Source organism: Streptococcus sanguinis (assembly GCF_019929225.1).
In the GTDB taxonomy this organism is placed as follows: domain Bacteria; phylum Bacillota; class Bacilli; order Lactobacillales; family Streptococcaceae; genus Streptococcus; species Streptococcus sanguinis_J.
In genome coordinates this window covers 242,960-268,928 of record NZ_JAHZPA010000001.1, presented here as the reverse complement: position 1 = coordinate 268,928, position 25,969 = coordinate 242,960, and the positions used below count along the sequence as shown (strand labels likewise).

General features: G+C 42.2%; 27 protein-coding genes. 10 read left to right on the top strand and 17 right to left on the bottom strand.

Annotated features, from left to right (window positions below; genetic code table 11):
- Window positions 1-238: 238 nt before the first annotated feature.
- The 3 genes from tuf to ftsW form a co-directional block, all read right to left on the bottom strand.
- Window positions 239-1,435: an elongation factor Tu gene (gene tuf / locus K1I80_RS01385; RefSeq protein ID WP_002895003.1), complete on the bottom strand. Its 1,197-nt coding sequence runs from the start codon at window positions 1,433-1,435 to the stop codon at window positions 239-241.
- A gap of 254 nt (window positions 1,436-1,689) precedes the next feature.
- Window positions 1,690-4,536, bottom strand: coding sequence for a phosphoenolpyruvate carboxylase (gene ppc, locus K1I80_RS01380; RefSeq protein WP_002903125.1), 2,847 nt, complete (start codon window positions 4,534-4,536; stop codon window positions 1,690-1,692).
- A gap of 46 nt (window positions 4,537-4,582) precedes the next feature.
- Window positions 4,583-5,815, bottom strand: a complete 1,233-nt coding sequence (ftsW, locus tag K1I80_RS01375; RefSeq protein ID WP_002903126.1) for a cell division peptidoglycan polymerase FtsW — start codon at window positions 5,813-5,815, stop codon at window positions 4,583-4,585.
- Window positions 5,816-5,969: 154 nt separating this feature from the next.
- On the opposite strand from ftsW, the gene K1I80_RS01370 reads away from it, so the two are divergent.
- The 6 genes from K1I80_RS01370 to lysS all read left to right on the top strand — a co-directional run bounded on the left by K1I80_RS01370 (window position 5,970) and on the right by lysS (window position 11,266).
- A complete protein-coding gene (locus tag K1I80_RS01370) occupies window positions 5,970-6,443 on the top strand; it encodes a glutathione peroxidase (protein WP_223313317.1) in 474 nt (157 codons plus the stop codon).
- Window positions 6,444-6,649: 206 nt separating this feature from the next.
- Window positions 6,650-7,507 (top strand): glycoside hydrolase family 25 protein, encoded by an 858-nt coding sequence (locus K1I80_RS01365; RefSeq protein WP_223313318.1) that lies wholly within the window; start codon window positions 6,650-6,652, stop codon window positions 7,505-7,507.
- 143 nt (window positions 7,508-7,650) lie between these two features.
- Entirely contained in the window at window positions 7,651-8,499 is an 849-nt protein-coding gene (locus K1I80_RS01360; protein WP_223311658.1) for a DUF368 domain-containing protein, read from the top strand.
- Window positions 8,492-8,977 (top strand): aminoacyl-tRNA deacylase, encoded by a 486-nt coding sequence (locus K1I80_RS01355; protein WP_223313319.1) that lies wholly within the window; start codon window positions 8,492-8,494, stop codon window positions 8,975-8,977. Before K1I80_RS01360 ends, K1I80_RS01355 begins: the two co-directional genes overlap by 8 nt.
- Before the next feature lie 62 nt (window positions 8,978-9,039).
- Window positions 9,040-9,675, top strand: coding sequence for a histidine phosphatase family protein (locus K1I80_RS01350; RefSeq protein ID WP_002899972.1), 636 nt, complete (start codon window positions 9,040-9,042; stop codon window positions 9,673-9,675).
- Window positions 9,676-9,775: 100 nt separating this feature from the next.
- Window positions 9,776-11,266, top strand: coding sequence for a lysine--tRNA ligase (lysS, locus tag K1I80_RS01345; RefSeq protein WP_149565307.1), 1,491 nt, complete (start codon window positions 9,776-9,778; stop codon window positions 11,264-11,266).
- 99 nt (window positions 11,267-11,365) lie between these two features.
- On the opposite strand, the gene K1I80_RS01340 is transcribed toward lysS, so the two are convergent.
- The 3 genes from K1I80_RS01340 to K1I80_RS01330 are packed head-to-tail and all read right to left on the bottom strand — an operon-like array spanning window position 11,366 to window position 14,479.
- Complete coding sequence (locus tag K1I80_RS01340; RefSeq protein WP_002906127.1) at window positions 11,366-12,634, bottom strand: ABC transporter permease; 1,269 nt, start codon at window positions 12,632-12,634, stop codon at window positions 11,366-11,368.
- Window positions 12,634-13,332, bottom strand: coding sequence for an ABC transporter ATP-binding protein (locus K1I80_RS01335; protein ID WP_223313320.1), 699 nt, complete (start codon window positions 13,330-13,332; stop codon window positions 12,634-12,636). The genes K1I80_RS01340 and K1I80_RS01335 overlap by 1 nt, the downstream gene beginning before the upstream one ends.
- Window positions 13,316-14,479 carry an efflux RND transporter periplasmic adaptor subunit gene (locus K1I80_RS01330; RefSeq protein ID WP_223313321.1) on the bottom strand — a complete coding sequence of 388 codons (1,164 nt, stop codon included), beginning with the start codon at window positions 14,477-14,479 and terminating at the stop codon, window positions 13,316-13,318. Before K1I80_RS01330 ends, K1I80_RS01335 begins: the two co-directional genes overlap by 17 nt.
- A 209-nt stretch (window positions 14,480-14,688) precedes the next feature.
- Between K1I80_RS01330 and gorA the strand changes: the two genes are divergently transcribed.
- Window positions 14,689-16,038: a glutathione-disulfide reductase gene (gorA, locus tag K1I80_RS01325; RefSeq protein ID WP_223313322.1), complete on the top strand. Its 1,350-nt coding sequence runs from the start codon at window positions 14,689-14,691 to the stop codon at window positions 16,036-16,038.
- A 274-nt stretch (window positions 16,039-16,312) separates the two neighbouring features.
- Here the strand turns inward: gorA and K1I80_RS01320 are convergent, their stop codons facing one another.
- Complete coding sequence (locus K1I80_RS01320) at window positions 16,313-17,044, bottom strand: cyclase family protein (protein WP_032912416.1); 732 nt, start codon at window positions 17,042-17,044, stop codon at window positions 16,313-16,315.
- A gap of 471 nt (window positions 17,045-17,515) precedes the next feature.
- Between K1I80_RS01320 and K1I80_RS01315 the strand changes: the two genes are divergently transcribed.
- Complete coding sequence (locus tag K1I80_RS01315; RefSeq protein WP_223313323.1) at window positions 17,516-18,061, top strand: biotin transporter BioY; 546 nt, start codon at window positions 17,516-17,518, stop codon at window positions 18,059-18,061.
- A gap of 24 nt (window positions 18,062-18,085) precedes the next feature.
- Here K1I80_RS01315 and K1I80_RS01310 read toward each other — a convergent pair whose 3' ends face one another.
- Window positions 18,086-18,298, bottom strand: a complete 213-nt coding sequence (locus K1I80_RS01310; protein WP_004186157.1) for a YdbC family protein — start codon at window positions 18,296-18,298, stop codon at window positions 18,086-18,088.
- A gap of 90 nt (window positions 18,299-18,388) precedes the next feature.
- Between K1I80_RS01310 and K1I80_RS01305 the strand changes: the two genes are divergently transcribed.
- Window positions 18,389-18,745, top strand: coding sequence for a hypothetical protein (locus tag K1I80_RS01305; RefSeq protein ID WP_002897226.1), 357 nt, complete (start codon window positions 18,389-18,391; stop codon window positions 18,743-18,745).
- Window positions 18,746-18,771: 26 nt separating this feature from the next.
- Here K1I80_RS01305 and K1I80_RS01300 read toward each other — a convergent pair whose 3' ends face one another.
- The 3 genes from K1I80_RS01300 to K1I80_RS01290 form a co-directional block, all read right to left on the bottom strand.
- Entirely contained in the window at window positions 18,772-19,095 is a 324-nt protein-coding gene (locus tag K1I80_RS01300; protein WP_223313324.1) for a CHY zinc finger protein, read from the bottom strand.
- 72 nt (window positions 19,096-19,167) lie between these two features.
- The gene (locus tag K1I80_RS01295; RefSeq protein WP_223310648.1) at window positions 19,168-20,454 is read right to left on the bottom strand and encodes a peptidase U32 family protein; all 1,287 of its coding nucleotides are present in this window, start codon (window positions 20,452-20,454) and stop codon (window positions 19,168-19,170) included.
- Window positions 20,455-20,680: 226 nt separating this feature from the next.
- Window positions 20,681-21,610 (bottom strand): peptidase U32 family protein, encoded by a 930-nt coding sequence (locus tag K1I80_RS01290; protein ID WP_223313325.1) that lies wholly within the window; start codon window positions 21,608-21,610, stop codon window positions 20,681-20,683.
- Between the two features lie 130 nt (window positions 21,611-21,740).
- Here K1I80_RS01290 and K1I80_RS01285 point away from each other — a divergent pair, with 130 nt between their 5' ends.
- A complete protein-coding gene (locus K1I80_RS01285; protein ID WP_002894977.1) occupies window positions 21,741-22,043 on the top strand; it encodes a DUF3270 family protein in 303 nt (100 codons plus the stop codon).
- Between the two features lie 117 nt (window positions 22,044-22,160).
- Here K1I80_RS01285 and K1I80_RS01280 read toward each other — a convergent pair whose 3' ends face one another.
- From K1I80_RS01280 to K1I80_RS01255, 6 genes are all read right to left on the bottom strand, one after another.
- Window positions 22,161-22,643 carry a YtxH domain-containing protein gene (locus K1I80_RS01280; protein ID WP_002906111.1) on the bottom strand — a complete coding sequence of 161 codons (483 nt, stop codon included), beginning with the start codon at window positions 22,641-22,643 and terminating at the stop codon, window positions 22,161-22,163.
- A gap of 15 nt (window positions 22,644-22,658) precedes the next feature.
- The gene (locus K1I80_RS01275; RefSeq protein WP_002906108.1) at window positions 22,659-23,057 is read right to left on the bottom strand and encodes a DUF948 domain-containing protein; all 399 of its coding nucleotides are present in this window, start codon (window positions 23,055-23,057) and stop codon (window positions 22,659-22,661) included.
- A 58-nt stretch (window positions 23,058-23,115) separates the two neighbouring features.
- Window positions 23,116-23,901, bottom strand: a complete 786-nt coding sequence (gene lgt / locus K1I80_RS01270) for a prolipoprotein diacylglyceryl transferase (protein WP_002897218.1) — start codon at window positions 23,899-23,901, stop codon at window positions 23,116-23,118.
- Entirely contained in the window at window positions 23,894-24,829 is a 936-nt protein-coding gene (hprK, locus tag K1I80_RS01265) for an HPr(Ser) kinase/phosphatase (protein WP_002894971.1), read from the bottom strand. The genes lgt and hprK overlap by 8 nt, the downstream gene beginning before the upstream one ends.
- A 138-nt stretch (window positions 24,830-24,967) precedes the next feature.
- Window positions 24,968-25,459 carry an NUDIX hydrolase gene (locus K1I80_RS01260; protein ID WP_223313326.1) on the bottom strand — a complete coding sequence of 164 codons (492 nt, stop codon included), beginning with the start codon at window positions 25,457-25,459 and terminating at the stop codon, window positions 24,968-24,970.
- Between the two features lie 205 nt (window positions 25,460-25,664).
- Window positions 25,665-25,940: a PspC domain-containing protein gene (locus tag K1I80_RS01255; protein WP_032907817.1), complete on the bottom strand. Its 276-nt coding sequence runs from the start codon at window positions 25,938-25,940 to the stop codon at window positions 25,665-25,667.
- Window positions 25,941-25,969 lie beyond the last annotated feature (29 nt).

Here is a 25,969-nt window from a genome sequence, read left to right as displayed (position 1 = left end):
CTCTCTTTTAAATGATACTTTCTTCCCCAACCTAATTAAAAAGGACAAAACTTCTATCAAGCTTATATCTATACTTCTTCTCTTTCCGTTTCCTAAATCATCTTAAAGGTGGTTCTGCAAAATCAAGCTATCTATTCTGGAGATTACCGACTACCTTTTATTCTTCTGTATACTAAAAAACCCCGTTTTCACGGGGTTTAGTGTCTGACTTTAATTGTTATCTGGGAACGGAATCGAATTAAGCTTCGATTTCTGTAACCATACCTGAACCAACGGTACGTCCACCTTCACGGATAGAGAAAGTAGTACCTTGTTCAACGGCGATTGGGTGGATCAACTCAACGTCGATTGTTACGTTATCACCAGGCATTACCATTTCAGTACCTGCTGGAAGTTCGATTGAACCTGTAACGTCAGTTGTACGGAAGTAGAACTGTGGACGGTAGTTGTTGAAGAATGGAGTGTGACGTCCGCCTTCTTCTTTAGTAAGGATATAAACTTCACCCTTGAATTTAGTGTGTGGGTTGATTGAACCTGGTTTAGCGATAACTTGTCCACGTTCGATTTCATCACGTTGGATACCACGGAGAAGCACACCTACGTTGTCCCCTGCAAGACCTTCGTCAAGCTGTTTACGGAACATTTCAACACCAGTAACAACTGCTTTTTGGATTTCTTCTTTGATACCAACGATTTCGATTTCGTCGTTGACTTTAACGATACCACGGTCGATACGTCCTGAAGCAACTGTACCACGACCAGTGATTGAGAATACATCTTCGACTGGAAGAAGCAATGGCTTGTCAGTATCGCGTTCTGGTTCTGGGATGTACTCATCAACAGTGTCCATCAATTCCATGATGATGTCTTCATATTTAGAGTCACCTTCAAGAGCTTTAAGAGCTGAACCTTGGATAACTGGAAGATCGTCACCTGGGAAGTCGTATTCTGACAAGAGGTCACGGATTTCCATTTCAACCAATTCAAGCAATTCTTCATCGTCAACCAAGTCAACTTTGTTCATGAAGACGATCAAGTGCTTAACACCAACCTGACGTGAAAGCAAGATGTGCTCACGAGTTTGTGGCATTGGTCCGTCAGTTGAAGCTACTACAAGGATTGCTCCGTCCATTTGAGCGGCACCAGTGATCATGTTTTTAACGTAGTCCGCGTGTCCTGGAGCGTCGATGTGAGCGTAGTGACGCTTAGCAGTTTCATACTCAACGTGCGCAGTGTTGATAGTGATTCCGCGTTCGCGTTCTTCTGGAGCAGCATCGATAGACGCATAGTCTTTAGGTTGGTTAACTGCTGAAGGCAAGCGACGTGCCAATACAGTTGTGATAGCTGCTGTCAAAGTAGTTTTACCGTGGTCAACGTGTCCGATAGTACCAATGTTAACGTGTGGTTTACTACGATCGTATTTTTCTTTTGCCATTTGAGTAAAAGCCTCCAATAAAATATATTTTATAGATAGACAGTAGGCAATACAGTCTAACTTTCCTTACTATTTTATCAAATTTAAATGAAAATGCAAGTCTTTTAGCATTTTTTTGTGAATTATTCCTTGTCTAATTTGTAGTAAGGTTTATACCAAGAAAAGCGGTTGAATTGTCACAAGTATAACGAATTAAGAAGCCCTTTGGTTACAAAAATAGAAAAAACCGGAACAATTCCGATTTTTTCTTTATATTAGCCAGAGTTTCGCAGACCAGTTGCAATACCGTTGATGGTGATGTGAATCAGCTTTTCTTGATCAGGTGTGAGCTGGCCATTTCGCTGACGCTTGATCAGTTCTAGCTGGATATAGTTCAAAACATTGAAGTAAGGCATACGATAGTGCAAGCTATCTCTCAGATAGGTGTTTTCTGCCAGAAGCTCATCGTGCCCTTCAATCTCTAGAATGACATCCTTAGTCAGCTGCCACTCATCCAAGATAATATTGAAAATATCACGCACATTCTGATCTTCACAAAGCTGAGCATACTCAAAAGCGATATTCATATTTGACTTAGACAGAACCATGTCTACATTTGATAAGAGTGACTTGAAGAAAGGCCATCTCTTATACATAAATTGCAGAAAGGCTAAGTTATTTTCTGGATCTTCATCAATGAATTCCTTGAAACTTGACCCAACACCATACCATCCTGGGAACATAACCCGACTTTGAGACCATGAGAAGACCCATGGAATAGCCCGGAGACCACCGATTTCAGTGATGGTTTTACGGGCAGCTGGACGAGAACCGATATTAAAGCTAGAGATAGCCTTGATAGGGCTGGATTCAAAGAAATAATCGTAAAAACGCTCGTCACCAAAGACCAAATCACGGTAAATCTGATAACTGCGATTGACTACTTGGTCCATGATTCGCTCATATTTATCAGACGTATGACTATCGCTCTTTTTATGAGTTACCATGCGGTTAATGGCTGCAGACACCAGCATTTCCAAGTTATAGTAGGCTGCGTCTTTGTTTCCATATTTATTTCCAATAACTTCGCCTTGCTCAGTCAGACGAATTCGGTCATTGATACTGCGGAGTGGCTGAGAAGTGATGGCTTCATAAGTTGGACCACCACCACGTCCTACTGTACCTCCCCGGCCATGGAAGAAGGTGATTTTCACGCCAAACTTATCACCGATGGCTGTCAGCTGCTGCTGAGCCTTGTAGAGAGTCCAACAAGAAGACAGGTAGCCACCGTCCTTATTACTGTCTGAATAGCCCAGCATGATTTCCTGATAATTATCCTTAGAGGCAATCCACTTCTGAGCAATTGGCAGAGACAGGTATTTCTCCATGGTATCACAGGAATTGTCCAAATCCTCAATGGTTTCAAAGAGCGGAACAATCTGAACACGAGCCCCATTTTCATCAATCAGCCCTACTTCCTTGAGCATAATAGCCAACTCAAGTAGATCTGATACACTGGTCGAGTGAGAAATAATATTTTGCTTAATCACTTCCTCACCGATTGCATCTTTTAGCTGACGGGCTGTTTTGAAAATCTCCAATTCTTTTTGCAGGAGTTCAGATTTAGGCTCGTGAGTAGCTGATAGGATACGAGGATCTTCAAGCAGCTGTTTGAGGAGGACCTGGCATTTTTCTTCTTCCGACAGATTGCTATAGTCCTGGACAATATTAGCCGAAGCCAAGAGCTCAGCCACACAGGCCTCATGAACGCTGGAATCCTGACGCATATCAATGCTGGCCAAGAAGAAGCCGAAAACATCAACCGCTTGGAGAAGTTCAGTCAAGTCCCCACTTACCAAGGCTTCCCCATGATGTTCGATAAGAGAATCATAAATGACCTGCAAGTCTTCCTTGAATTCCTGAGCTGTTTTGTAAGAAGGTGTCTCTTCTTTCTTCAGCTCGGTCAGGGTCTCGCTGATACGAGACTGGATATAGTTAGGAATGATTTCTCTTCCTTTATTGCTGACAGAAAGGTTGGCTTTCGCAGACAATTTTTCCTCAGCTCGGTCAGTCAATCGCTGACCATCATTTGAGAAATTGCCTTCTTTTAGATAAAGCAAGGTTTGAATCAGCTTGGACTGGATATAGTGGAAAGCTCGACGGTAAGGCTCATTTTCCCGATAAACAGACTTGTCAGTAGACAGTGCTGCCATTTCTGCTACTGCCTGACTGGTTTCTGATAGGTTGGTCGAGAGCGAGAAGGTGCGATAGAGTGTATAAACCTTGTCAATGTAATAGTTGAGGATGACTTCACTCTGGAGAGTGGCAGATAGTTTCAGGGTTTCTGCTGTTACAAAAGGATTGCCATCACGGTCACCGCCAATCCACATGCCCATGGTAATAGGCTTAGGATTATCCAGTTTGATGCCCCGCTCTTCTGCCAAGCGTCTGTATTCGACCATAAAGTTGGTAATTGCTTGTAGGAAAGAGCTGTTATAGTATTCCATGACATTGGTAATCTCATTGGTCACTTTCAGCTTCTTCTCACGGATCATATCTGTCTGCATCATAAGCTCAATATAGCGGCGGAGATTTCCTAGCCACTTCTTCTCATTGACTAGTCCTGCTTTAACATCTCGATGCTGACGCAGTAAACTATGAATATGATTGGTTAAGTCCAGAATAGTCTTGCGCTGGACCTGGGTCGGGTGAGCTGTCAGTACTGGCACAACATTCAAATTCTCCAGAATCTCCTGAGCATTTTCCCGCGTTGAAATCAGGTCAATAGTTGTTGATAGCTTTCCAAGATAATCCTGATTGATATTGTTTTGATGGTTGATTTCATAAGCTAGGTCAACATCTTCTGAGATATTAATCAAAAGCGGCAAAATAGAGAAATAACGAGAAATATAAACCATTTCATCTGTCGTTAGCTCTTCTACAATCGCTTTTAGCTCATGATACTTGGAGTTGACAGCCAACTCTTCCATGAGGGAGATTTTTTCAAAGGTCTCAGGGTTGAGAAGATTCCGAGTAATGTCGGCAAGCAAGTCTGTCAAAATGGCGACTTCTTCTCGAATCACTTCTTTATTGCTGTAGCTTTCTAATTTGTTAAATGACATAATCTGCACCTTTCATTTTTACAACAACTGTTCACACTAACTGCGATTAAGCTTCCTCAGACTGGTCTTGCGCCTCCGCTTCCATCTGTTCATACAGGGCATCACGGCGCTCGTTGGCATCAATATTAAGTACCAAGGCGATAGCTACTGACAAGACCAGAAGACTGTTCCCCCCTTGCGATAGGAAAGGGAAGGTTACCCCTGTAGAAGGAATGAGACCTGAGATTCCACCGATATTGATGAAGGTCTGCATGAGTATCATACCGCCAATTCCCAAAGCCATCATGGAGTTAAATGGATTCTTGGCCCGAATCCCTACCAAGATAATTCTCAGAATCAGGAAAAAGAGTAAGGCCAGAATCAGACTGGCACCAAAGAAACCAAACTCTTCTATCACGATAGAAAATACAAAGTCCGTATGAGCTTCCGGCAAATAGCCGCGCTTCTCAATAGAGTTCCCCAAGCCTAGACCAAACCAGCCGCCATTACTCATAGCATAGTAGGAATTAGCCAATTGGTGGCCTGAGCCAGACAGGTCCTTGAAGGGATTGAAGAAAGCACTGAAACGCTTGGCCACATACCCAAAGACTGGAATCTTGGCCACGCGCTCAACCCCAATTATCCAAATGCTAGTTAAAACCAATCCCGAAACACTGACAATGGCTCCCAGCATCGTAGAAAACCATCGATAGCCAATCCCGCTGACAGCAATCATTATCACGACGGTCAAAAATAGAATAGTCGCATTTCCAAGGTCTGGCATAATCGCTACAATCCCAATCAGAATAGCCACCATGGTCCGCCAGTCGTTAAAAGCTTTAGGAAACCAATGGTTGTGAGTCAGAGCTTGATAATCATAGACCTTTATCTCCTCCTGCCTCTTTGTGAAGCGAAAAGCTAGATACCAGACCAGAATAATCTTCAAATACTCCGCAGGCTGAATACTGAAAGCTCCAAGCTTGAGCCAACCATGGGCACCGTTAATAGTACCAGTTATAAAACGAGATAAGAGTAAGAGGATAATCTCAGCAAAGATAACTATAGTCAGGATGCCTCCTTTTTTCAGGAAACCCAAGCGGATTCTATATAGGAGCGCAATTATAAAGAGACTTATTACCCAAAAAATCCCCTGATTCAAGACCATCCCAAAACCATTTCCTCCGGCCTGAATCGAGGTAGGACTCGTCGTTGAATAGACCACAATCAATCCCAAAACAGATAAAATCAAATAGGGAATCAAGATGGAATAATTCAACAAGTGCTTCTTGTCAATTTTCATATTTCACCATTAAACTTCTAAAAATTCAATTCTCATTATACCACCTTTTGGCTTGAAAAAAAAGCATTAGTGGAGAGACTGGGACAATAAGGACTTGCCTTCGCCTTTTTACATAAAACTGTGATAAGATAGGAGGCAAACAAAGGAGTATAAGATGACAGACATTTATGATATTGAAATTAAGAAACAAGACGGAAGTCTGCAAAAAATGAGTGATTATAAAGGAAAGATTCTGCTGATTGTCAATACAGCGACCGGCTGCGGCTTCACTCCTCAGTATCAAGAACTTCAGGAACTCTATGAGCGCTATCAGAAAGACGGATTTGAAATCCTGGATTTCCCTTGCAATCAGTTTGGCCAGCAGGCTCCTGGAGACGCTGCAGAAATCAACAGCTTTTGCAGCCTTAACTATGGAACGACCTTTCCTCGATTTGCCAAGATTGATGTCAACGGTCCTCATACTGCTCCACTCTTTGACTGGCTCAAAAAAGAAAAGGGCGGTCTTCTGGGTGAAAAGATCAAATGGAATTTCACAAAGTTTCTGGTCAGCCGAGACGGAACAGTCATCAAACGTTTCTCTCCGCAAACTTCTCCCAAAAAGATAGAAGAGCTCATTCAAAAGCTATAAAAGATCAGAAAAGAAAGACGATTTAGCCAACGGAAACTCACCTTCCACAGCTTCGCTAATCTCTTAAAAAAACAAGACATTTTGAGCTTTCAAAACGTCTTGTTTTTGCTTTATAATATTTCAATTATATTACATTTCATTCATTTTCCAGCAATTCTGGGGATATTTTTTGCTTTTTTATTTGTTTTAAGTTAAAATAAACCAGTATGAGGAAGAGGATTAAACCGCTTGCAATCCTAATTTTCTTTGCTTCTTTTATCACTTTTATTTTGATAAGCAAGCAAATTACTGACTCTCAGGAAAAGCAAGCACAGGCAAAAATTTCACAAACTAAACAAACTCCAAGTTCCTCAAAAAAAGAGGAAACATCTGACGATTCGTCCTTGGATGAAGAGTTTATTTCCAGACCAATCATTGACATTTCTGGCTGGCAGCTGCCAAGTGAGATTAATTACGACTTACTCGCACAGAATGTTTCGGGGGTAATTGTCCGTGTTCATAGTGGAGCGCAGGCAAAAAAAGAAAATGCAGCAACCCATCTGAATGGTCTGGACAAGTCTTATGAAAGACACATCAAAGAATTTCAAAAGCGTAACATCCCTGTCGCTGTCTATGCCTATGTGGCCGCCAATAGCAAAAAGGAAATGGAAAAAGAAGCTGAAAGTTTCTACAAGGCTTCTGCCAAGTACCATCCAACCTATTATTGGCTAGACGTGGAAGAAAAAACCATGTCCGACATGAATGCGGGAGTTGAAGCTTTCCGAGCCAAGCTAGAGTCACTTGGTGTTAAAAATATTGGTATCTATATTGGAACTTATTTTATGGAGGAGCATAGCATCTCTACCGATAAGTTCACAGCAATTTGGATTCCGACTTATGGTAATGACGACGGCTACTACAATGCCGCACCAAATACTGAGCAAGATTATGACTTGCATCAGTACACATCACAAGGTCAGCTGACTGGTTTCTCCCATTATCTTGATTTGAACCAGCTGTCAACCTTGAAAGACCAGACAGCTACTTATCAAAAGCTATTTACAGTTCCTAAAGAAAGTCAATAGCTCAGAGCGACAGCTCAAGTCTCAAAGACTGCTGTCGTTTTTTTATTGTCACAAAATAGGAAATTTCCAGCCGTTTCCTCTTAATAAAGCCTATATTTTATGATATAATGATTTGATAAATGAAATTAGAAAAGGAAAATACAATGATTTCTTGGTTGAATAGAATTTTCAAAGGAATGGTCATTGCACTTGGCTTTATTTTGCCGGGAGTTTCAGGCGGTGTTTTAGCAGCTATCTTAGGTATTTACGAGCGCCTGATTCATTTTTTAGCACATTTAAAAGAAAACTTCGTCGAAAACATTCTCTATTTCATACCAGTTGGAATCGGAATGATTTTAGGAATTGCGGCCTTCTCCTATCCTGTCAATCTGCTGCTGGACAACTACAAAGTGATTGTCCTCTGGGGATTTGCCGGAGCCATTATCGGAACTGTTCCCAGCCTCATTAAAGAGTCTGTTGCTAAAAGTGAGCGTGATCGGACTGATATTCTCGTTTTCTGGGTCAGCCTCATCCTTTCAGGAATCTTTCTTTATTCCCTAAATGGGATGGTCGGCACCTTGCCAGCCAACTTTCTCTCTTTCATCCTAGCAGGAGCCTTGATCGCACTGGGCATTTTAATTCCCGGACTCAGTCCGTCCAACCTTCTCTTAATTTTAGGACTCTATGCACCTATGCTGAATGGTTTCCGCAAACTGGACCTCTTGGGCACCTTTCTTCCTATTGGAATCGGAGGAGCTTTGGCACTGATTCTCTTCTCTAAGCTCATGGATCATATTTTGAAAAACTACTACTCCCGTGTCTATCACTTTATCATTGGCATTGTCCTATCCAGTACAATTCTCATTGTAGTGCCTCAAGCAGGAAACAGTGAAAGCATCAGCTATCATGGAGTTTCTATATTGACACTTGTTCTTGCAGCCTTTTTCTTCGGTCTAGGAACCTGGCTGGGACTCTGGATGTCACAATTAGAAGAGAGATACACTAATGGCTAAAAAAACAAAAATCAAAAAAACACTGGTCGAGCAAATTTTAAGCAAGGCTAAGATTGAACATCGAGGCCTGCAGCTAAATGCCTTAGCTGAACAGCCAGTCGATGGTTCGGACCGTTCGCAGATTTATAAAACCTTGGCCTTGACAGGAGACAAGACTGGTACACTAATCGGTATCCTACCTATCACAGAACATCTGTCCGAAAAGAAAATGGCCAAGATTTCCGGCAATAAAAAAGTCAGTATGATTCCCCAGAAAGACTTGGAAAAGACAACGGGTTATATCCACGGAGCCAATAATCCTGTCGGTATCCGTCAAAAGCACAACTTTCCAATCTATATCGACCAGTCAGCTCTAGAGCGAGATAGCATTATCGTTTCTGCCGGTGAAGTCGGCCGCAGTATCGAAATCAAGGCTCAAGATTTGGCAGATTTTGTTCAAGCTAACTTTGCAGACCTCAAGGAAAGTTCTAGCTCATAATTCTTCAATATTGCACCTAATATTCTCAATAAACCCTAATAAGAAAGAAACAATCAACCACTATGAAATTATACTTTGTCCGACACGGAAGAACGGAATGGAATCAGGAAGGCCGCTTTCAGGGAGCCAGCGGTGATTCGCCACTGCTGCCAACCGCCGTTGAAGAACTGCAAACCTTAGGAAAACATCTGGCTCAGACACAATTTGACAAGATTTACAGCAGCGATCTCCCACGCGCCATTCGCTCTGCTGAGATTATCCAAGAAGAAAGCCAGTTTCCGACTGAAATCGTATCAGTACCTGAACTGCGAGAATGGCAGTTGGGAAAACTGGAAGGCGCAAAAATCTCTACCATAGAAGCCATCTATCCGCACCAGATGACTGCCTTCCGCCACAACCTTTCGCAATTTAATCATACGTTTTTTGACGCTGAGTCGGTTTACCATACGACTCACCGGACCATTTCCTTTATCAAGACCTTAAAGGACAAGGACTATGAGCAAGTGCTCATTGTCGGGCACGGTGCTAATTTAACCGCCAGTATTCGAACCATGCTGGGCTATGACACACCCCTCCTACGCAAGAATGGCGGTCTGACCAATGCCAGTATCACCATCCTTGAAACAGAAGACTTTGAGAATTTTGAGCTGATCACTTGGAATAATACGGATTATTTAGTTGAAAAAGCAGAAAATTAAGGCTGGATTTCTAGCTTTTTTTCTTACTTTATAGCCAAATATAGATGAATTTCCCTATCTTTTGTGATAAAATAGGTAGGAAAACTTTTGGAGGAAAAACATGACTACTGAACATATCGAGGAATTAAACGACCAGCAGATTATCCGCCGTGAAAAAATGGCTGCGCTGGCTGAGCAGGGAATTGACCCTTTTGGCAAACGCTTTGAGCGGACTGCTAACTCTGCTCAACTGAAAGAAAAATACAACGATAAAGATAAAGAAGAATTAAACGAGCTCAATGAAACAGCTATTATCGCTGGCCGTCTCATGACCAAGCGCGGCAAAGGAAAGGTTGGCTTTGCTCACATCCAAGACCGTGAAGGCCAAATCCAGATTTATGTGCGTAAAGATGCTGTTGGTGAAGAAAATTATGAAATCTTCAAAAAGGCTGACTTAGGAGATTTCCTCGGTATCGAAGGTGAGATTATGCGGACGGATATGGGGGAGCTTTCTATCAAGGCGACCCACCTTACTCATTTGTCTAAGGCTCTGCGTCCCCTGCCTGAAAAATTCCACGGCCTGACAGATGTCGAAACCATCTACCGTAAGCGTTATTTGGACTTGATTTCCAACCGCGAAAGCTTTGAACGCTTTGTCACTCGTTCAAAAATCATCTCAGAAATCCGCCGTTACTTAGATGGGCAAGGTTTCCTTGAAGTTGAAACTCCTGTTCTCCACAATGAAGCAGGCGGTGCTGCTGCTCGTCCATTTATCACCCACCACAATGCCCAAAATATTGACATGGTACTGCGGATTGCAACCGAGCTTCACCTTAAACGTCTTATCGTTGGTGGTATGGAGCGAGTTTATGAGATTGGCCGTATCTTCCGTAACGAAGGAATGGACGCAACTCACAATCCAGAGTTCACTTCCATCGAGGTTTACCAAGCCTATGCAGATTTCCAAGATATCATGGACTTGACGGAAGGTATTATCCAACATGCTGCTGTCTCTGTAAATGGAGATGGACCAATCAACTACCAAGGAACTGAAATCAAGATTAATGAACCATTTAAACGCGTTCACATGGTTGACGCCATCAAGGAAATTACTGGTGTTGATTTCTGGCAAGATATGAGCTTTGAAGAAGCTGCTGCCTTGGCTAAAGAAAAGAAAGTTCCGCTTGAAAAACACTTCACTGAAGTCGGCCATGTTATCAACGCTTTCTTTGAAGAATTTGTGGAAGAAACCTTGATTCAGCCAACCTTTGTCTACGGTCATCCTGTAGCAGTATCACCTTTGGCTAAGAAAAATCCAGAAGATCCACGCTTCACGGACCGTTTCGAGCTCTTCATCATGACCAAAGAATATGCCAATGCCTTCACAGAGTTGAACGATCCAATCGATCAATTATCTCGTTTTGAAGCTCAAGCTAAAGCCAAAGAACTGGGCGATGACGAAGCAACAGGCATCGACTATGACTTTGTCGAAGCTCTGGAATACGGTATGCCACCAACTGGAGGTCTGGGAATCGGTATCGACCGTCTGGTTATGTTGCTGACCGATGTGACCACTATTCGCGATGTCCTGCTCTTCCCAACGATGAAATAATCTGTATTTTATACAATCTTAAGAAAACAAATCCTGCTGGAATTCCAGCGGGATTTTTTACATCATAAAAAAGTCTGGGAAACCAGACTTTTTGTTGTACTATTCATACCTCAGCGCTTCAATTGGATCCAATTTGGATGCTTTATTGGCCGGTAAGATTCCGAAGAGAACACCAATGGTTGCTGAGAAGAGAAGGCTAACGATGCTGACCGTGAGTGATACCGTCACTGGAGTTCCTTCCAGCATTTGACTCATGGCCGAGCCTAGTACAGACGCAAGTCCCGCAGCTAGAACCAGTCCAATCAAACCACCAATCAGTGTCAAAATCATAGACTCAATCAAAAATTGCATCAGTATGTTGCCACGTGTTGCTCCCAGAGCTTTTCGCAGACCGATTTCACGAGTCCGCTCAGTGACCGATACCAACATGATATTCATAACGCCGATACCACCAACAAAAAGTGAGATTCCGGCGATGGCACCGATAACTCCTGTCATAGCACCATAAATATTTTGTACTTCCTGATAGAGGGCACTATCGTCTGTCACTTGATATTCTCCCTGTTGGAGTCCCGCAATTTCTGTTAATTTCTTGGCAACCTTAGGGCCAAGTTCTGGAACCAAGCTTGTATCATTCACTCGAAGAACAATCTCTGAAATTTCATCTACTCCAAAGTTTGCAGCTATGAGAGTATTCGTCGTAATGGCATTACCACCATAGACCTGCATGGAGCCAGATGCAGCAGCAGTTTCAGGATCTCTATAAACCCCAATCACCCGATAGTTACTGGCACCCACTGTCACAATCTTATTGATTGCTTCTTCAGCGGAAGAAAAGAGGGTCGCAGCCAGATCTTCGTCCAGCAGCACAACACTGGCAAAGCCTTGATAGTCTTGCTGTCTCAAAGCACGACCAGCAATGATTTTGTATTTTTTCACCTGAATATAGGTCATGTTTGCACCGACAAAGTTGACGCGCTCAGCCTGCTTATTTTCGTAGCTAAAGGTTTCCATAGCAGAGTTGGTCACATAATAACCATCCACTCCCTTGATATGGGTCAATTCCTTAACCCATGCTTCCTGGGCCTTGGGTGGTTCCACCACTTCTTCGCTTTCATCTTCTACATTTACTGAATAAAGATCAGCCGTTTGTGTGTAGGAGCCGTCCTTGCTCTTTTTAGGAGAAAAGACAAGACGCATATTTTTCTGACTTTTGGTAAAACTCTCATTGACCCGCCGGGTAATAGAATCTCCTAAGGCCATGATAACCACAACCGAAGCCACTCCGATAATAATCCCGATCATGGTCAGGAAAGACCGCATTTTGTGTCCAAGAATGGAGCTAATGGCAAATTTCCAGTTTTGCATTAGACTAGTCCTCCTTCCTTAGCGCTATCAGATGAGATGACACCGTCACGAATGACGATTTGCCGCTTAGCATAGGCAGCAATCTCAGGCTCGTGGGTCACCATGATAATGGTTTTCCCTTCTCGATTGAGCTCAGTTAAGAGCTCCATAATCTGCTCACCAGTCTTAGTATCCAAGGCTCCTGTTGGTTCGTCAGCCAGAATCAAAGAGGGATTATTGACCAAAGCACGCGCAATGGCTACCCGCTGCTTCTGTCCTCCGGAAAGCTCTGAAGGCAGGTGATGCATCCGCGTGTCCAGCTCCACCTTGGTCAGAAACTGCTCGGCCAAGGACTTGCGCTTAGATAGACCGACACCTGCATAGATCAAGGGCAGTTCCACATTTTGCAAGGCATTGAGCTTAGACAGGAGAAAGAACTGCTGAAAGACAAAGCCGATTTGCTTATTTCGAACCTTGGCCAGCTTCTTATCACCTAGCTTAGCGACTTCTTCGTTTCCTAGATGGTATTCACCAGTGGTCGGACGATCCAGCATCCCAATGATATTCATCAGAGTAGACTTACCAGATCCAGATGGTCCCATGATGGCAACAAACTCACCCTCTTCAACCTCCAGACTGATGTCTTTTAATACCTGTAATTCCTGATCTCCATTGCGATAGCTCTTATTAATATTTTTTAACTCAATTAGCTTCTTCATAAGATTTCACCTCTTGACCGTCTTTCAAGCTATCTGTCGGATTGATGATAACTTTACTATCCTTTGTCAAACCAGATGAGATTTCTTGATTTTCAGCATCAGCATTTCCGAGCGTCACTTCTGTCTTCTTAGCAACTCCTTTTTCCAGGACCCAAACATAGTTCTTGTCTCCGTCCATTACCACACTGCTGACTGGTACAATGAGTCCCTGAGTATTGTTTTTAACTTCAATATTGACAGAGAAACCTTGCTTGAGCTCACCAATCTCACTGGTAATGTCAATCGTAAATGGATATTTAGAACCTGAAGCTGTTCCGCTACCACCTGTTCCAGATGGTTGAGCTGCTGCCTGCTGGCCGTCTTTTGGATAGTTGGAAATGTAGCTGATTTTACCAGTCCATTTCTTATCTGGGTAAACCTTTGATGTAATGGTCACTTCTTGACCGACAGACAAGTTAGCCAGGTTGTATTCGGATAATTCACCCTTAATCTGCAGATTTCCATTGCTGACGATGTGAACCAAGGTTTGAGTGGCACCTGTTGTTGATTTTGAAACATCGCGGTTGACTTCTACGACCGTACCATCTGCAGTGCTGCTCACTGTCAAGGCATTGAGAGTAGCTTGTGCTTTATTCATATTATCAACTGCATCAGCCCGAGCATCGCGCAGATCAGCTGCCTGAGACTCCACAGAACGCTGAGCCTGAGCTTCAGACGCACCATCTGCTTCTTCGTCACCAGTCGTATTTACAGTCACACCATTGGTCTGCAAGTCATGCAATTGACGATCAGCTTTGCTAACCGCCCGAGCAGCCGCATCATAAGCAGTCTGAGCCTCTGCACTTTTATAAGTAACCAATGCTTGACCGGCTGTCACTTGGTCACCGACATTGACCAGTACATTTTCCAAGTCACCCTTGGTGTTGTCATAATAGATATACTGCTCATTGCTGGCTGTGACATTTCCTGTCAGCAAGACTGAAGAAGCCACTGAGCCTTCCTTGGCCTTCTGAACCAGCGGAGTCGTATCGACCGGTGCCTCAGAAGGATTCCCTCCGTTTAAAAACATGAAGAGAATTGCTCCTGCAACAACTGCAATCGTAGCTCCAATAATACTAAATAATTGCCATTTCTTTAACTTTTTCATCTTTTTTCCTCCTCTTGATGAAAACGATTTTCTTTTGTTATATTATATCACAAGGCTATCATAATTCTTCTAAAAAAATTTACAGTTTCTCACAAATGGTTGCTATTTTATCTCAGATAGTCACTCCACTTAAATCCGTAGCAGATTTTTGCATTCACCTGCTAAAAAAGGTACAATTACCTCATATAATAGAAGGAGATTCTAACAAGATGAAAGAATTTGATATGATTGCTATTGGCGGTGGCAGCGGGGGAATTGCTACCATGAATCGGGCAGGCGAATACGGTGCCAAGGTTGCCGTTATTGAAGAAAAGAAACTAGGTGGCACCTGTGTCAATGTCGGCTGTGTCCCAAAGAAGATTATGTGGTACGGAGCTCAAATCGCTGAAGCTATCCATCATTATGGGCCAGATTACGGCTTTACCTCTGATAATAACGCTTTTGATTTTGCTACCCTTCGGAAAAATCGCGAAGCTTATATTGACCGAGCACGTTCATCTTACGACGGTAGCTTCAACCGGAATGGTGTCGAACTGATCGAAGGACGTGCCCGTTTTGTGGATGCAAACACTGTCCAAGTCAACGGCGAGCTTATTCGCGCCAAGCATATCGTTATCGCGACGGGTGCTCATGCTGCTATTCCAAATATCCCTGGCGCAGGCTACGGCGAGAATTCCGACGATGTCTTTGCTTGGGAAGAGTTACCTGAATCTGTAGCCATTGTCGGAGCAGGATATATAGCAGTTGAGCTAGCTGGCGTGCTCCATGCTCTGGGAGTTAAAACAGATCTTTTTGTTCGTAAGGATCGACCACTGCGCAACTTTGACAGTTATCTGATTGACGGCCTGCTCCAAGAAATGGAGAACTCTGGACTCCAGCTTCATACCCATAAGATTCCGCAAAAGCTGGAAAAACTGCCTGATGGTCAGCTCAAGCTCTATTTTGAAGACGGCAGCAGCCACACAGCCCAGCATGTTATTTGGGCAATTGGTCGTAAACCAAACGTCCAAGACCTCAATCTGGAAGCAGCTGGCGTCACTCTCAATGAACGTGGCTTCATCTCTGTAGATGAGTACCAAAACACTGTTGTACCAGGCATCTATGCTCTAGGCGATGTAACAGGTGAAAAAGAATTAACTCCTGTTGCTATCAAGGCTGGACGAACTCTATCTGAGCGTCTTTTCAATGGCAAAACAGATGCTAAGATGGACTACTCAACTATTCCAACTGTCGTCTTCTCCCATCCTGCTATTGGGACAGTCGGCCTGACTGAGGTAGAGGCTATCAAGACTTACGGAGCAGATAATATTCACGTTTACACATCTAGCTTCACATCCATGTATTCAGCTGTCACCAAGCACCGCCAACAAGCCAAGTTCAAGCTCATCACTGCCGGTGAGGATGAAAAGGTCGTTGGCCTGCACGGTATTGGCTACGGAGTAGACGAGATGATTCAAGGTTTCGCTGTTGCTATCAAGATGGGTGCTACCAAGGCTGACTTTGATGCTACAGTTGCTATTCACCCGACTGGCTCAGAAGAATTCGTGACCATGCGATAAAAAATTCAAAATCAGAAGAGGTTTGGTATTCCAGCCTCTTTTTGACTTCTGCTACCATTTTATAATAAAGATGATGACCGTTCCATAACCTAATCTTTCATTTTACAGACGAATCTTACATTTTTGTAAGATTGTAAATTTTAGCTATTTCAGCTTCATTTGATATTCCTTTGAAATATCCATCAAGAAATTCCAAAGATTATAAAAAGCGATTTTTTTATTAGTTATTATATGAGACAAGGAGCCTGAAATGAAATCTCAGACTCCTTTTTCTTTATGGTAAAATAGCTACAGCTCTAACTGGTGAACCGCTGGCTTGATGCCAGTTGGGAAAACTAATCGAGATGAGAGCACCTTTAGCCGGCAGCTGATCCAGATTGGTCATAACTTCTAGCTGATAAATGTCCTGCTCCAAAAGATAGTATTCATTGAGCAGCCCATGCTCCGCTGTAGGAATACCCGCATCTGTATCAAAAGTTTCGTGACCTACCGCCTTGACACCACGCTCATGGATAAGGAACTCTAGAGCATCTCGTCCCCACCCAGGAGTATGCTGAATCTCCTGATCATCCAGATTGCGCATAGCTGATTGACTCGGCCAACGCTTGGACCAGTCTGAGCGAAAAGCAACAAACGTTCCTGTCTCAATCTGCCCGTGCTCCGCTTCAAAATCTAAAATATCCTGCTTGGCCAGAATAAAGTCTGGATTTTCTGCTACTTCCTTAGACTTATCAATAACCACCAAAGGCAGGAAAAGATCTTTTAGTTCAATCTCTTCCAACCAGCGACCACCCTCCACAAAGTGAATCGGAGCATCAATATGAGTCCCGTATTGGCCAACTACAGAAAACTGCTGAACATGAAAACCGTCTTTCAAAGTGAAAATGTCCTTCTTCTCCAAGGCAGGCAGAGCTGGAAAATGCGGACTGTCTTCCCTAATCTGATGGGACAAGTTAACCCATTTTTTCTCCTGTAGTTCCTGATAAATTTTTAATAAATCTGTCATAGCCTTCTCCAATCTAGTCAGTCTTGCTTTGGGAAGATGTTGATTACGCACCCACACCTCTAGCAAAAACTCTTATTTACTTTTGCATTATTATATCAATCAAAGTGTGCTGCTGCAATTCTTTATAGCTCTTTTAGATAATCCTTTTTTATTGAAAATAATATAGTTTAAAGCTATAGCTAATTTTTCTAATGAAGCCTATTCAAGCATTGAAAATTTTGATATGATAGAACAAAGCAATCCAGAAACGAGGGAAACAGATGAGTAAAACGAAAAAGCTTCTTGCAGCCTTGGGCATCCTTTTCTTTAATATTTTTGGTCTTATCGCCTTCATCATCTTGCTCATCAGAAGCAAGAAACGAAAATAAGAATCTGTCTGTATAATTGTCTCGTCCGATTAAGAAGGACTTGACTTTTTTTTATTTAGCTTTTAAAATAGTTACCATAAAATTAAAAAGAGGTTTACTATTTATGAACAAGAACAAAGCTTTTCTTCTTGCCCTCCCAGCTATCGGAGCTGCCTTCCTAGCTGTCCTGTCCCAATTAACTATTTCCATTGGTCCCGTTCCCATCACGCTGCAGACTTTTGCTGTCGGTTTGATTGCAACGATTTTCAAACCTCGCGAAGCTGTTTTGTCAGTCTTTATTTATCTGCTGCTGGGAGCTATCGGCCTACCGGTCTTTGCTGGAGGAAGTGGTGGTTTCCAGGCTCTCTTGGGCCCAAGCGCCGGCTATCTCTGGTTCTACTTATTCTTTGCACTTGTGACATCCAGTCTAACCCATAAGGACAGTCCTTTCTATATGATTTTTATAGCCAATGTATTGGGTGATGTTCTCGTCTTTGTCGGTGGTATCCTAGGCCTCCATTTCTTGGGAGGATTTGATTTCTCTAAGTCGGTCGCGGTTGGACTAACTCCTTTTATCCTGCCAGACTTGCTAAAAATGGTTGTCATCACCATTATCAGCATTCCTATTTTTAAGAGTCTGAAATTCCATCCCTACTTTTCAGAGAAATAGAAAAAACTGATAGAGCTTTCTCTATCAGTTTTTAAATGCATCCACGAGAATCTGGAATTCTTCATTGGAAAGTGTAATTCCCTTGCCCATTTTGCTGTGGTCTGGACTCCAAGTCCGAATATCATACTTAGCTGGTGCTCCGTTAAAACTAACGCGGTTGAGTTCCTTGGTCCAGCCCTTGTCATTTTCAGACAAGACCAGAAGTTTTTCTTCGATTTCGAATGTAAATTCTGCCATATTTCACCTCTTGTTTTATTTTCCAACTAATAATTCGTAAAAGAATTTACAATTTAGGGAATTTTGTTATATAATATATTGTAACAAGTTATGGAGATTTTAGCTATGAAAAAATATCTCGAAATGATTTTACAAAGAGCCAACGAATTTATCAGTGGCAAAAAGAATGAACAAGGACCAGAGGACAGCGGCCGCATTCTGCGTACCATCGAGCTAGCTCTGCGTAAACAATCTGGTGTCCACGTTATCTTTCTGGACAAAAGCTTCACTGGTGACATTGTTAAATACGATCGCGAGCGCCAGCAGCTGATTATCAAAAATTTCAAGAAAAGTATGACCACTATTATCCGCGTGCAGGACATAAAGCGAATCAGTCTCGTACCCAATAATATCCGTGAAGCCCAAAAGAAAGACATTCGCATCACCAACCGTCGTTTCAAAAGATAACTCTTCTATCCAGCTGGATGGAAGAGTTATTTGTTTGTCTGAAAATAAATTGATCGATGCTTCTTGCATCCTGGATTAAAAGGATGAGTACAGATAGGACAAGCATCCTCACAGCCAAGATACTGAGAAATAGACAACTCTGTCCTGCAATGGCCACAAAGAACTACTCGATCTTCTGAGCGACTCACAGGATAGGCCAGAAAAGCATGGTCTTCGTAGCGATTATGACAGAGAAAGCAAGGATAGTATTTCTGACAAGCAAAGCACTTAAGAGCTATGACATCTCTCTCACTATGATAATGCTGGCAGCGAGTCTCCTCATCAAGAGTATCTCCGTGAATCTGAATCATGCTATTTCCTCTCTGATAACCTCAATTCATAAAGATGGCTTTTAGATTAAAAAGCCACCTATGAATATAAGATTAAGCTCGGACGGTCACGCTAGTGCCATCTTCCTTGTAAAGATTAATCAAGCCTTCCTTTCGAGCCCGCACCATATCGCCAGCCTCTACGGGCTGCTCCAAGTGAATGGTCAGAAGCTCCATCGGATTAGGAGCTCGATCAATTTTGTTACCATCAGCATCACGAAGATCTGTTACAAAGGTTTCAAAATGACGGAAGCCCGGTCCATAAAACTCAACCTGATCTCCTTCATGGATAACATTTCGCTGACGAATAGTCGCTATCTGACTGTCTGCGTCATAGGCTACTACTTCTGCTACAAATTTGTATTCTGGAATCTTACGTCGCGCTCCGAACAGCTGCTCATTCTCTGTTGGAGTATGATAGTAGAATCCTGTGGCCAATTCGCGTTGAGCAACCTTCCACATCTCATCGACCAAGTCCTGCTTGATAGCTTCAAACTTTTCAGGACTTTCTAGATAAGCGTTCACTGCTGCTTTATAGCAGTTAGTCACCGTAGAAACATAATGAATAGACTTCATCCGTCCCTCAATCTTCAAGCTATCTACTCCATTTTCAATCATGTCTGGTATGCGGTCAATCATGGACATATCAACTGCGGACATGGAAAATTCTTCTGGAACTTCCCCCTTCAAACTCTTACGTTCTTGTCCAAAGGGCATATCGTAGAGGTCGTATTTCCAACGGCAGGATTGCGAGCAGCCTCCACGATTGGCATCGCGCATACTCATGTGGTTGGATAATGTACAGCGGCCGGAGTAGGAAATACACATCGCTCCATGAACAAAGGCTTCTATTTCAACATCAGTCCGTCGGCGAATTTCAGCTAGCTCAGCCATTGACACTTCGCGAGCTAGGACAACTCGAGTCAGTCCTAAATTTTTCCAAAACTCCAGCGTTTCATAGTTGGTCGCACTAGCCTGAGTTGACAGGTGGATTTCCAGACCAGGTGCTTCTGATGCCGCAATAGCAATCAAAGCTGGATCAGAAACAATGACAGCCGCAATCCCGATATCCCGCAAACGGCGGAACCACTCACCAGCTCCCTCTTCATTCCCCTCGTGCATGACCATATTGGCCGCGACATAGACCTTGGCACCATAACTAGCCGCAAACTGAACCCCTTCTTCCATCTGTTCAAAGGTAAAGTTCCCAGCCCGGCTGCGCAGACCATAGGCTTGTCCGCCAATAAAAACAGCATCTGCTCCATATCGAACAGCTACTTTTAGCTTCTCCAAAGTACCAGCAGGTGATAACACTTCTGGTCGTTTCAACTTTCTTGCCATCATTTTCTCCTATTTGCAATATAAAAGTGTTGATGTCTAATCCTTATTATTTTATAGTAATTTACCCCTAAAAGCAAGGTTCTTTGAATTATTTTCACAATTCTAATTTTTAGATTATTCGAATTAATTCAAAAAAATAGTTTAAAACATCTATTTTTTAGTTCTACTTTATCAATGTTTTTTGTTCTCAAAAAAGAACTCCTAAAAAGAGTTCTCGTTTCTAATTTTATTTTACCATATCAGGGTCATAGTCATAAAATCCGGTATCGAGAAAACGATTTTTCGGATGCAGTTTATGAATCGCCTCATCCAGCACAAAGGCTTGATCTGAGCTAAACTTGCCTGTTTCAATCAAATCTCTCGCCTCAACAAAAATCTTAGCAATCTCAACAAAGTTGTGACCAGGTGTGTAGAGCCCTTCCAACTTCCAGTGGCAGAATCCATGGTCAACCAACTCTATCAGCTTGGTCATCAAATCCAAGTCATTATTGGCAAAAATATGAGTACCATGATTGTCCTCAAAAATCGAATAATGGCTCTGCGGATCGCTTGGTTCTGCCAGAAAGAGATCCCGTTCTCTCGTCTTCTCATCATCGATATGAGTAAAATTATAGTAATTCTGCAAGAGAGGACGCTTGGAGTGATGGATGACACTAGCTCCGTAAACCAAGACTTCAGCAGGAATTTCCAGAATCTCTGGCATCTTAAAAAGCTCTGCAGAAGGAATCTCACGCGCCAAGACAGCTTCTGAAACTCCAGCGTTCTTTGCCCAAAAGTTAATCTGACGGCTGCTGGTAACCATGGTCGAGGCATCGTAAATAGTCTTTAATTTATAGCCATCTCGCTGCAGCACATAGAAAACACCAGCATCTCCAACCGTAATATAATCTGCCCCAATCTCCTGCAAAAAATCAAGGTAGGGCTTGATATTATCCATCATTTCCTGATGCATGAGCGCGTTCACCGCAACGGTCAACTCTTTTCCTGCTTGGTGAACTAAGTCTGAAATTCGATTTAATTCGTCCAAACTAAAATTATGAGGCAACCGAAGGCCATAATTTTTCTCACCGACATAAATTCGATCGACATTTGCCTCTAAAAGTTCCTCAACTTGTTCTATACTTTCAGCTGTTCCTGTAATAATTATCTTTTTCATACAACCATTATAGCAAAAAAATATAAAGGAGTGGTTTTTCATTCGAATTTATTCGTTTTGTAACTCTTTTGTAATATTTAAAACTGCAAAAAAATGGTAGAATTAGAGGGTACTGTAAGGAGAGAGAATTATGCACGTAAGAAAATACCAACAATATGATGACCCAACTGACTACTACTACCAAGAAATTGAATCTGAACAAACACCACTCTATCAAGAGTACTTACCTGAAGCAGAAACATCACCAAGATTAAGTGAACTCTTTTTCTTCTTAAATATTGCTGTTTTCTGTGTCTTGACAGTTTTGTTTAGCTTTGTATTTTTGAGTTTAAAAATGAATACATTTATGTCCTTCACTTTGGCAATTGCTTCTAGCCTGATTAGTATTCAATCTTATCGCCTATTCGCAAAGAAACGCCAAACTAGCAAATAAACCAACCTTGTGATTCTACGATTTAAAATATAAGAAAAAAACCGATGACACCTTATGTCCTCGTTTTTTCATTCTAGCAAACAAAGAAGACTAGCAAAATTGCTAGTCTTCTTTGTTTTATTTTTCTTCTTGATTATCAGTTTCAGCAGTCTTTTCTTCTTGACCTTCTGTCGCTTCTGCTCCGAAGTCAATGATGATTTCTTCTGAAGGTTCCTCTTCTTCCTCTTGGAAGATCACAGGCTCTTCCTCTGCAAAGTTACTTTCTTCTTTATCAAATTTTTCTTTGATTTCGTTAAACTTATCCTGCGAGTAGTCCACGACTGATTTTGTCGTTTCTTTGACAGATTCGATGACTGTTTCAGTTGTAATCTCGCCTTTCTCAACCTTTTCCTTGGTTTGTTGAATTGCGCTGACAGCTTGATTTGAAAAGTCTTTAGCAGACTGAACGACAGCTTCGTGGATATCATCAGGATTTTCTTGGTATTCCTTAACAAAGTCCCGAACCTTATCTGTCGTTTCCTTTCCTTTCTTACTGGTCAGAAAATAGGCAGCAGCTGCACCTGTAACGGCGCCCAATAACAGTGATGAAAATTTTCCCATAATAGACCTTCTTTCTTATCTTTTAAACAATTTTGAAGCAAAACGCAAAGCAGATAAACCAGCTGTTGTCTTAACAGATCCCTTGCCAACAGACACAGCTTTTTTACTCAGCGTGCGCGCCTGAACGTTTAAATCTGAAACAGACTCAGACAGGTCCGCTACAGCTGTAAACAAAGGATCAATAGTTGCGACTTTTTGATTGATGTCGTCAGTCAAGACATTGACCTTGGCCAGTAAATCATTGGTTTGGTGAAGGGTCACGTTGACATCAGAAGTCAAGACCTTGATGGTATTTTCTGTTTCATCTAGCATCTTACCAGCTTTCTCGCCCAGATTTTTGACTGTTATCGTCAAGTAAATCACGAAGATAATAAGGGCAACTGCCAGTAAAGCATAAGCAATTTCAATTATCATATTTCTCTCCTTTCATCGCTGACATCTCTTATAAAAGAGTCAACGGATCTATTATTTCTTATTCTTGATAGTAAGGGGCTTTCTTTTTTCTTTGGTAAATGATGATGCCGATTCCGACAAAAATAAGAATCAGAGATAACCATTGGGAAACACGCAGACCAGCAAACATGAGACTGTCTGTCCGCATCCCCTCAATGATCATCCGACCAAATCCATACCAAATTAGATAGAAGGCAGCGATTTCTCCCTGTCTCAGCAACTTAGGCCGACGGCGGAGAACAATAATCAAGATAAAACCAAGTAGGTTCCATAGAGATTCATAGAGGAAAGTTGGCTGTCTGTAGCTGCCTTCGATATACATATTTTCACGAATAAAGCTAGGCAGATAGTCCAAACTCTTAACTGCCGCACCATAGGCCTCATGGTTGGCAAAATTTCCCCAGCGACCAATACTCTGGGCAATCATCACACTTGGTGCTGCAATATCCAGAAAATCAACTGGGTGAATCAGCCTTCTCCTACAAAAAAAGTAGAGAACGATAGCACCAGCTATCAGCCCGCCGTAAATGGCAATACCTGCTATTCCGCCATTCCAGAAATCAATGATTTTTATCAGATTCTTACCGTAATAATCCCACTCGAAGGCCACGTAATAAAGCCGGGCACCCACGATGGCTACGGGAAAAGCCACTAGGATAAAATCCAAAATATCATCAGGAATAATCTTCCGACGCGGAGCCTCTTTCATGGCAAGATAAACGGCTAATACTAAGCCTGTGACAATACAGATGGCATACCAGCGAATACTGATAGGTCCTAGTTGGATAGCTACTGGATCAATCATGTTTCACCTCATTCCGGCTAATTAAATCGGTGAGGCGCTCTTCAAAGATCTTTGTAGCATCATAGCCCATTTGCTTAGCTCGATAGTTCATCGCCGCGGCCTCAATCACGACTGAGATATTGCGGCCAGTCTTTACAGGAATCCGAATACGTGGAATTCTGACACCGGCAACCTCCAGCTCCTCTGTATCATTACCTAGACGGTCAAAAGTCTTTTGAGTATCGTAATTCTCCAAATAGACAGCTATCTGAACTTGAGAAGAATCTTTGACTGCACTGGCTCCGTATAAGCTCATGACATCAATGATACCAACACCACGAATTTCCAATAGGTGGCGCAGTATTTCAGCCGGCTCTCCCCAAAGGGTCACTTCATCCTTGGCATAGATATCCACTCGGTCATCCGCAACCAAACGATGGCCACGCTTAACCAATTCAAGTCCTGTCTCACTTTTACCAATTCCACTGTCCCCTTGGATGAGAACACCCATGCCATAGATATCCATCAGGACCCCATGAACACTGGTTCTCTCAGCCAGCCGAGAATCAAGATAACTGGAAATTTCTCCAGACAAGCGGCTAGTAGAGGCTTTGCTTCTAAGAATAGCAACCTGCTTCTCATCAGCCGCATCAATCATTTCTTTAGGAATCTCTAAATTTCGAGCAATGATAACCACCGGCGTCTCAGGCTGGAACATTTTCAACAGTACTTGATGGCGATTATGAGAGCTCATCTTCATCAGATAAGACCACTCTTTCATCCCAATCAGCTGTATCCGCTCGGGTGTATAAAAATCAAAATATCCAGTCATTTCAAGTCCAGGCCGAGAAATATCTGAAGTTTTAATTTCTTTTTCCAGTAATACTTTATCACCGTACTCCTGAGACAGACGAGACATTTTTAAGAGGTCTTTGACCTTTACTGACATTGTCTTCTCCCTTCAAATTTGTCTGCTTCTATTATAGCAAATTTTTACCTCAAAAGAATCTTTAAGATTGATTTTAGAACGAAAAAATATTTTGATTTAAATCAACTTTTTAGTAAAAATAGAAAAACAGCCATGGTCTTAGTCAAGCAGGCTGTTAAGAATCTTCTTTTGGTTCTTAAAACAAGGATGGTTTTCTACAAAATCTGGGACCTCTTTCAGAGGCAACCAGACATGAGCATCTGTTTCGCCTTCCTGATAGCGGACTTGACTCTTATCGCCAGACACAACCACCTCATAGTAGTCGAAATGGCACTGATCATTGACAGAGCACACCTGCTCCAAAAGTCTGATGCTGTCAGGAACCAGACCAGTTTCCTCTTTTAATTCACGTAAGGCGGCTGTCTGGCTATCCTCTCCAGCCAGCACACTGCCTCCTGCTCCGAACTCATAATAGCCAGGATAAAGGCTTTTATTGGCTGATCGCCGCATAAAGAGAATATCACCATCCTGATGGCGAACCAAGACATTAACACAGAGATGAAACTGTCCTTCAGGAATTTTTTCTCCTCGAACCAGGAGATGAGGGAGTTGATTTCGATTTAAGTCATAGGCATTCCAAACTTCTGTCATATTTCCTCCTTAGATAAATTGCTAATATTTTGGTGAAGTTTTTAATTGTCAATTTACCTGGTTTTCTATCCTGCTTCTTTTTTAGATTTTATCTAAAAGAAGCAAGCAGAAAATAAATCACGGCATAGAAATGTCTTACTAAAACATTCCCTACTTCAAGTAAAAAATCGGGAGAGCATCCCGAAATTTTCTATTTTATTAAGAATTACCAAAACCAGCCATCTTTATCGTCTTCGATAGCTTCTGCTTCTTTTCGTTTGCGCGGGCCGGTTCCATACATTTCTTCTTCTATGTCTTCTTTATAGGGCATAACCATAGCTAGCAGGATATAGATGAGAATTCCCAAGCCGAAATTGACCACAGTAAAGATAATAAAGAGGAAGCGCACCAAGCTCAGATCAAAATCAAATTTATCACATAGACCGGACAAGACACCGGAAATCAGTCGATTCTTTTTCAACTTATAGAATTTCACGTTCATGATAGAGACCTCAATGATCATATTTACTT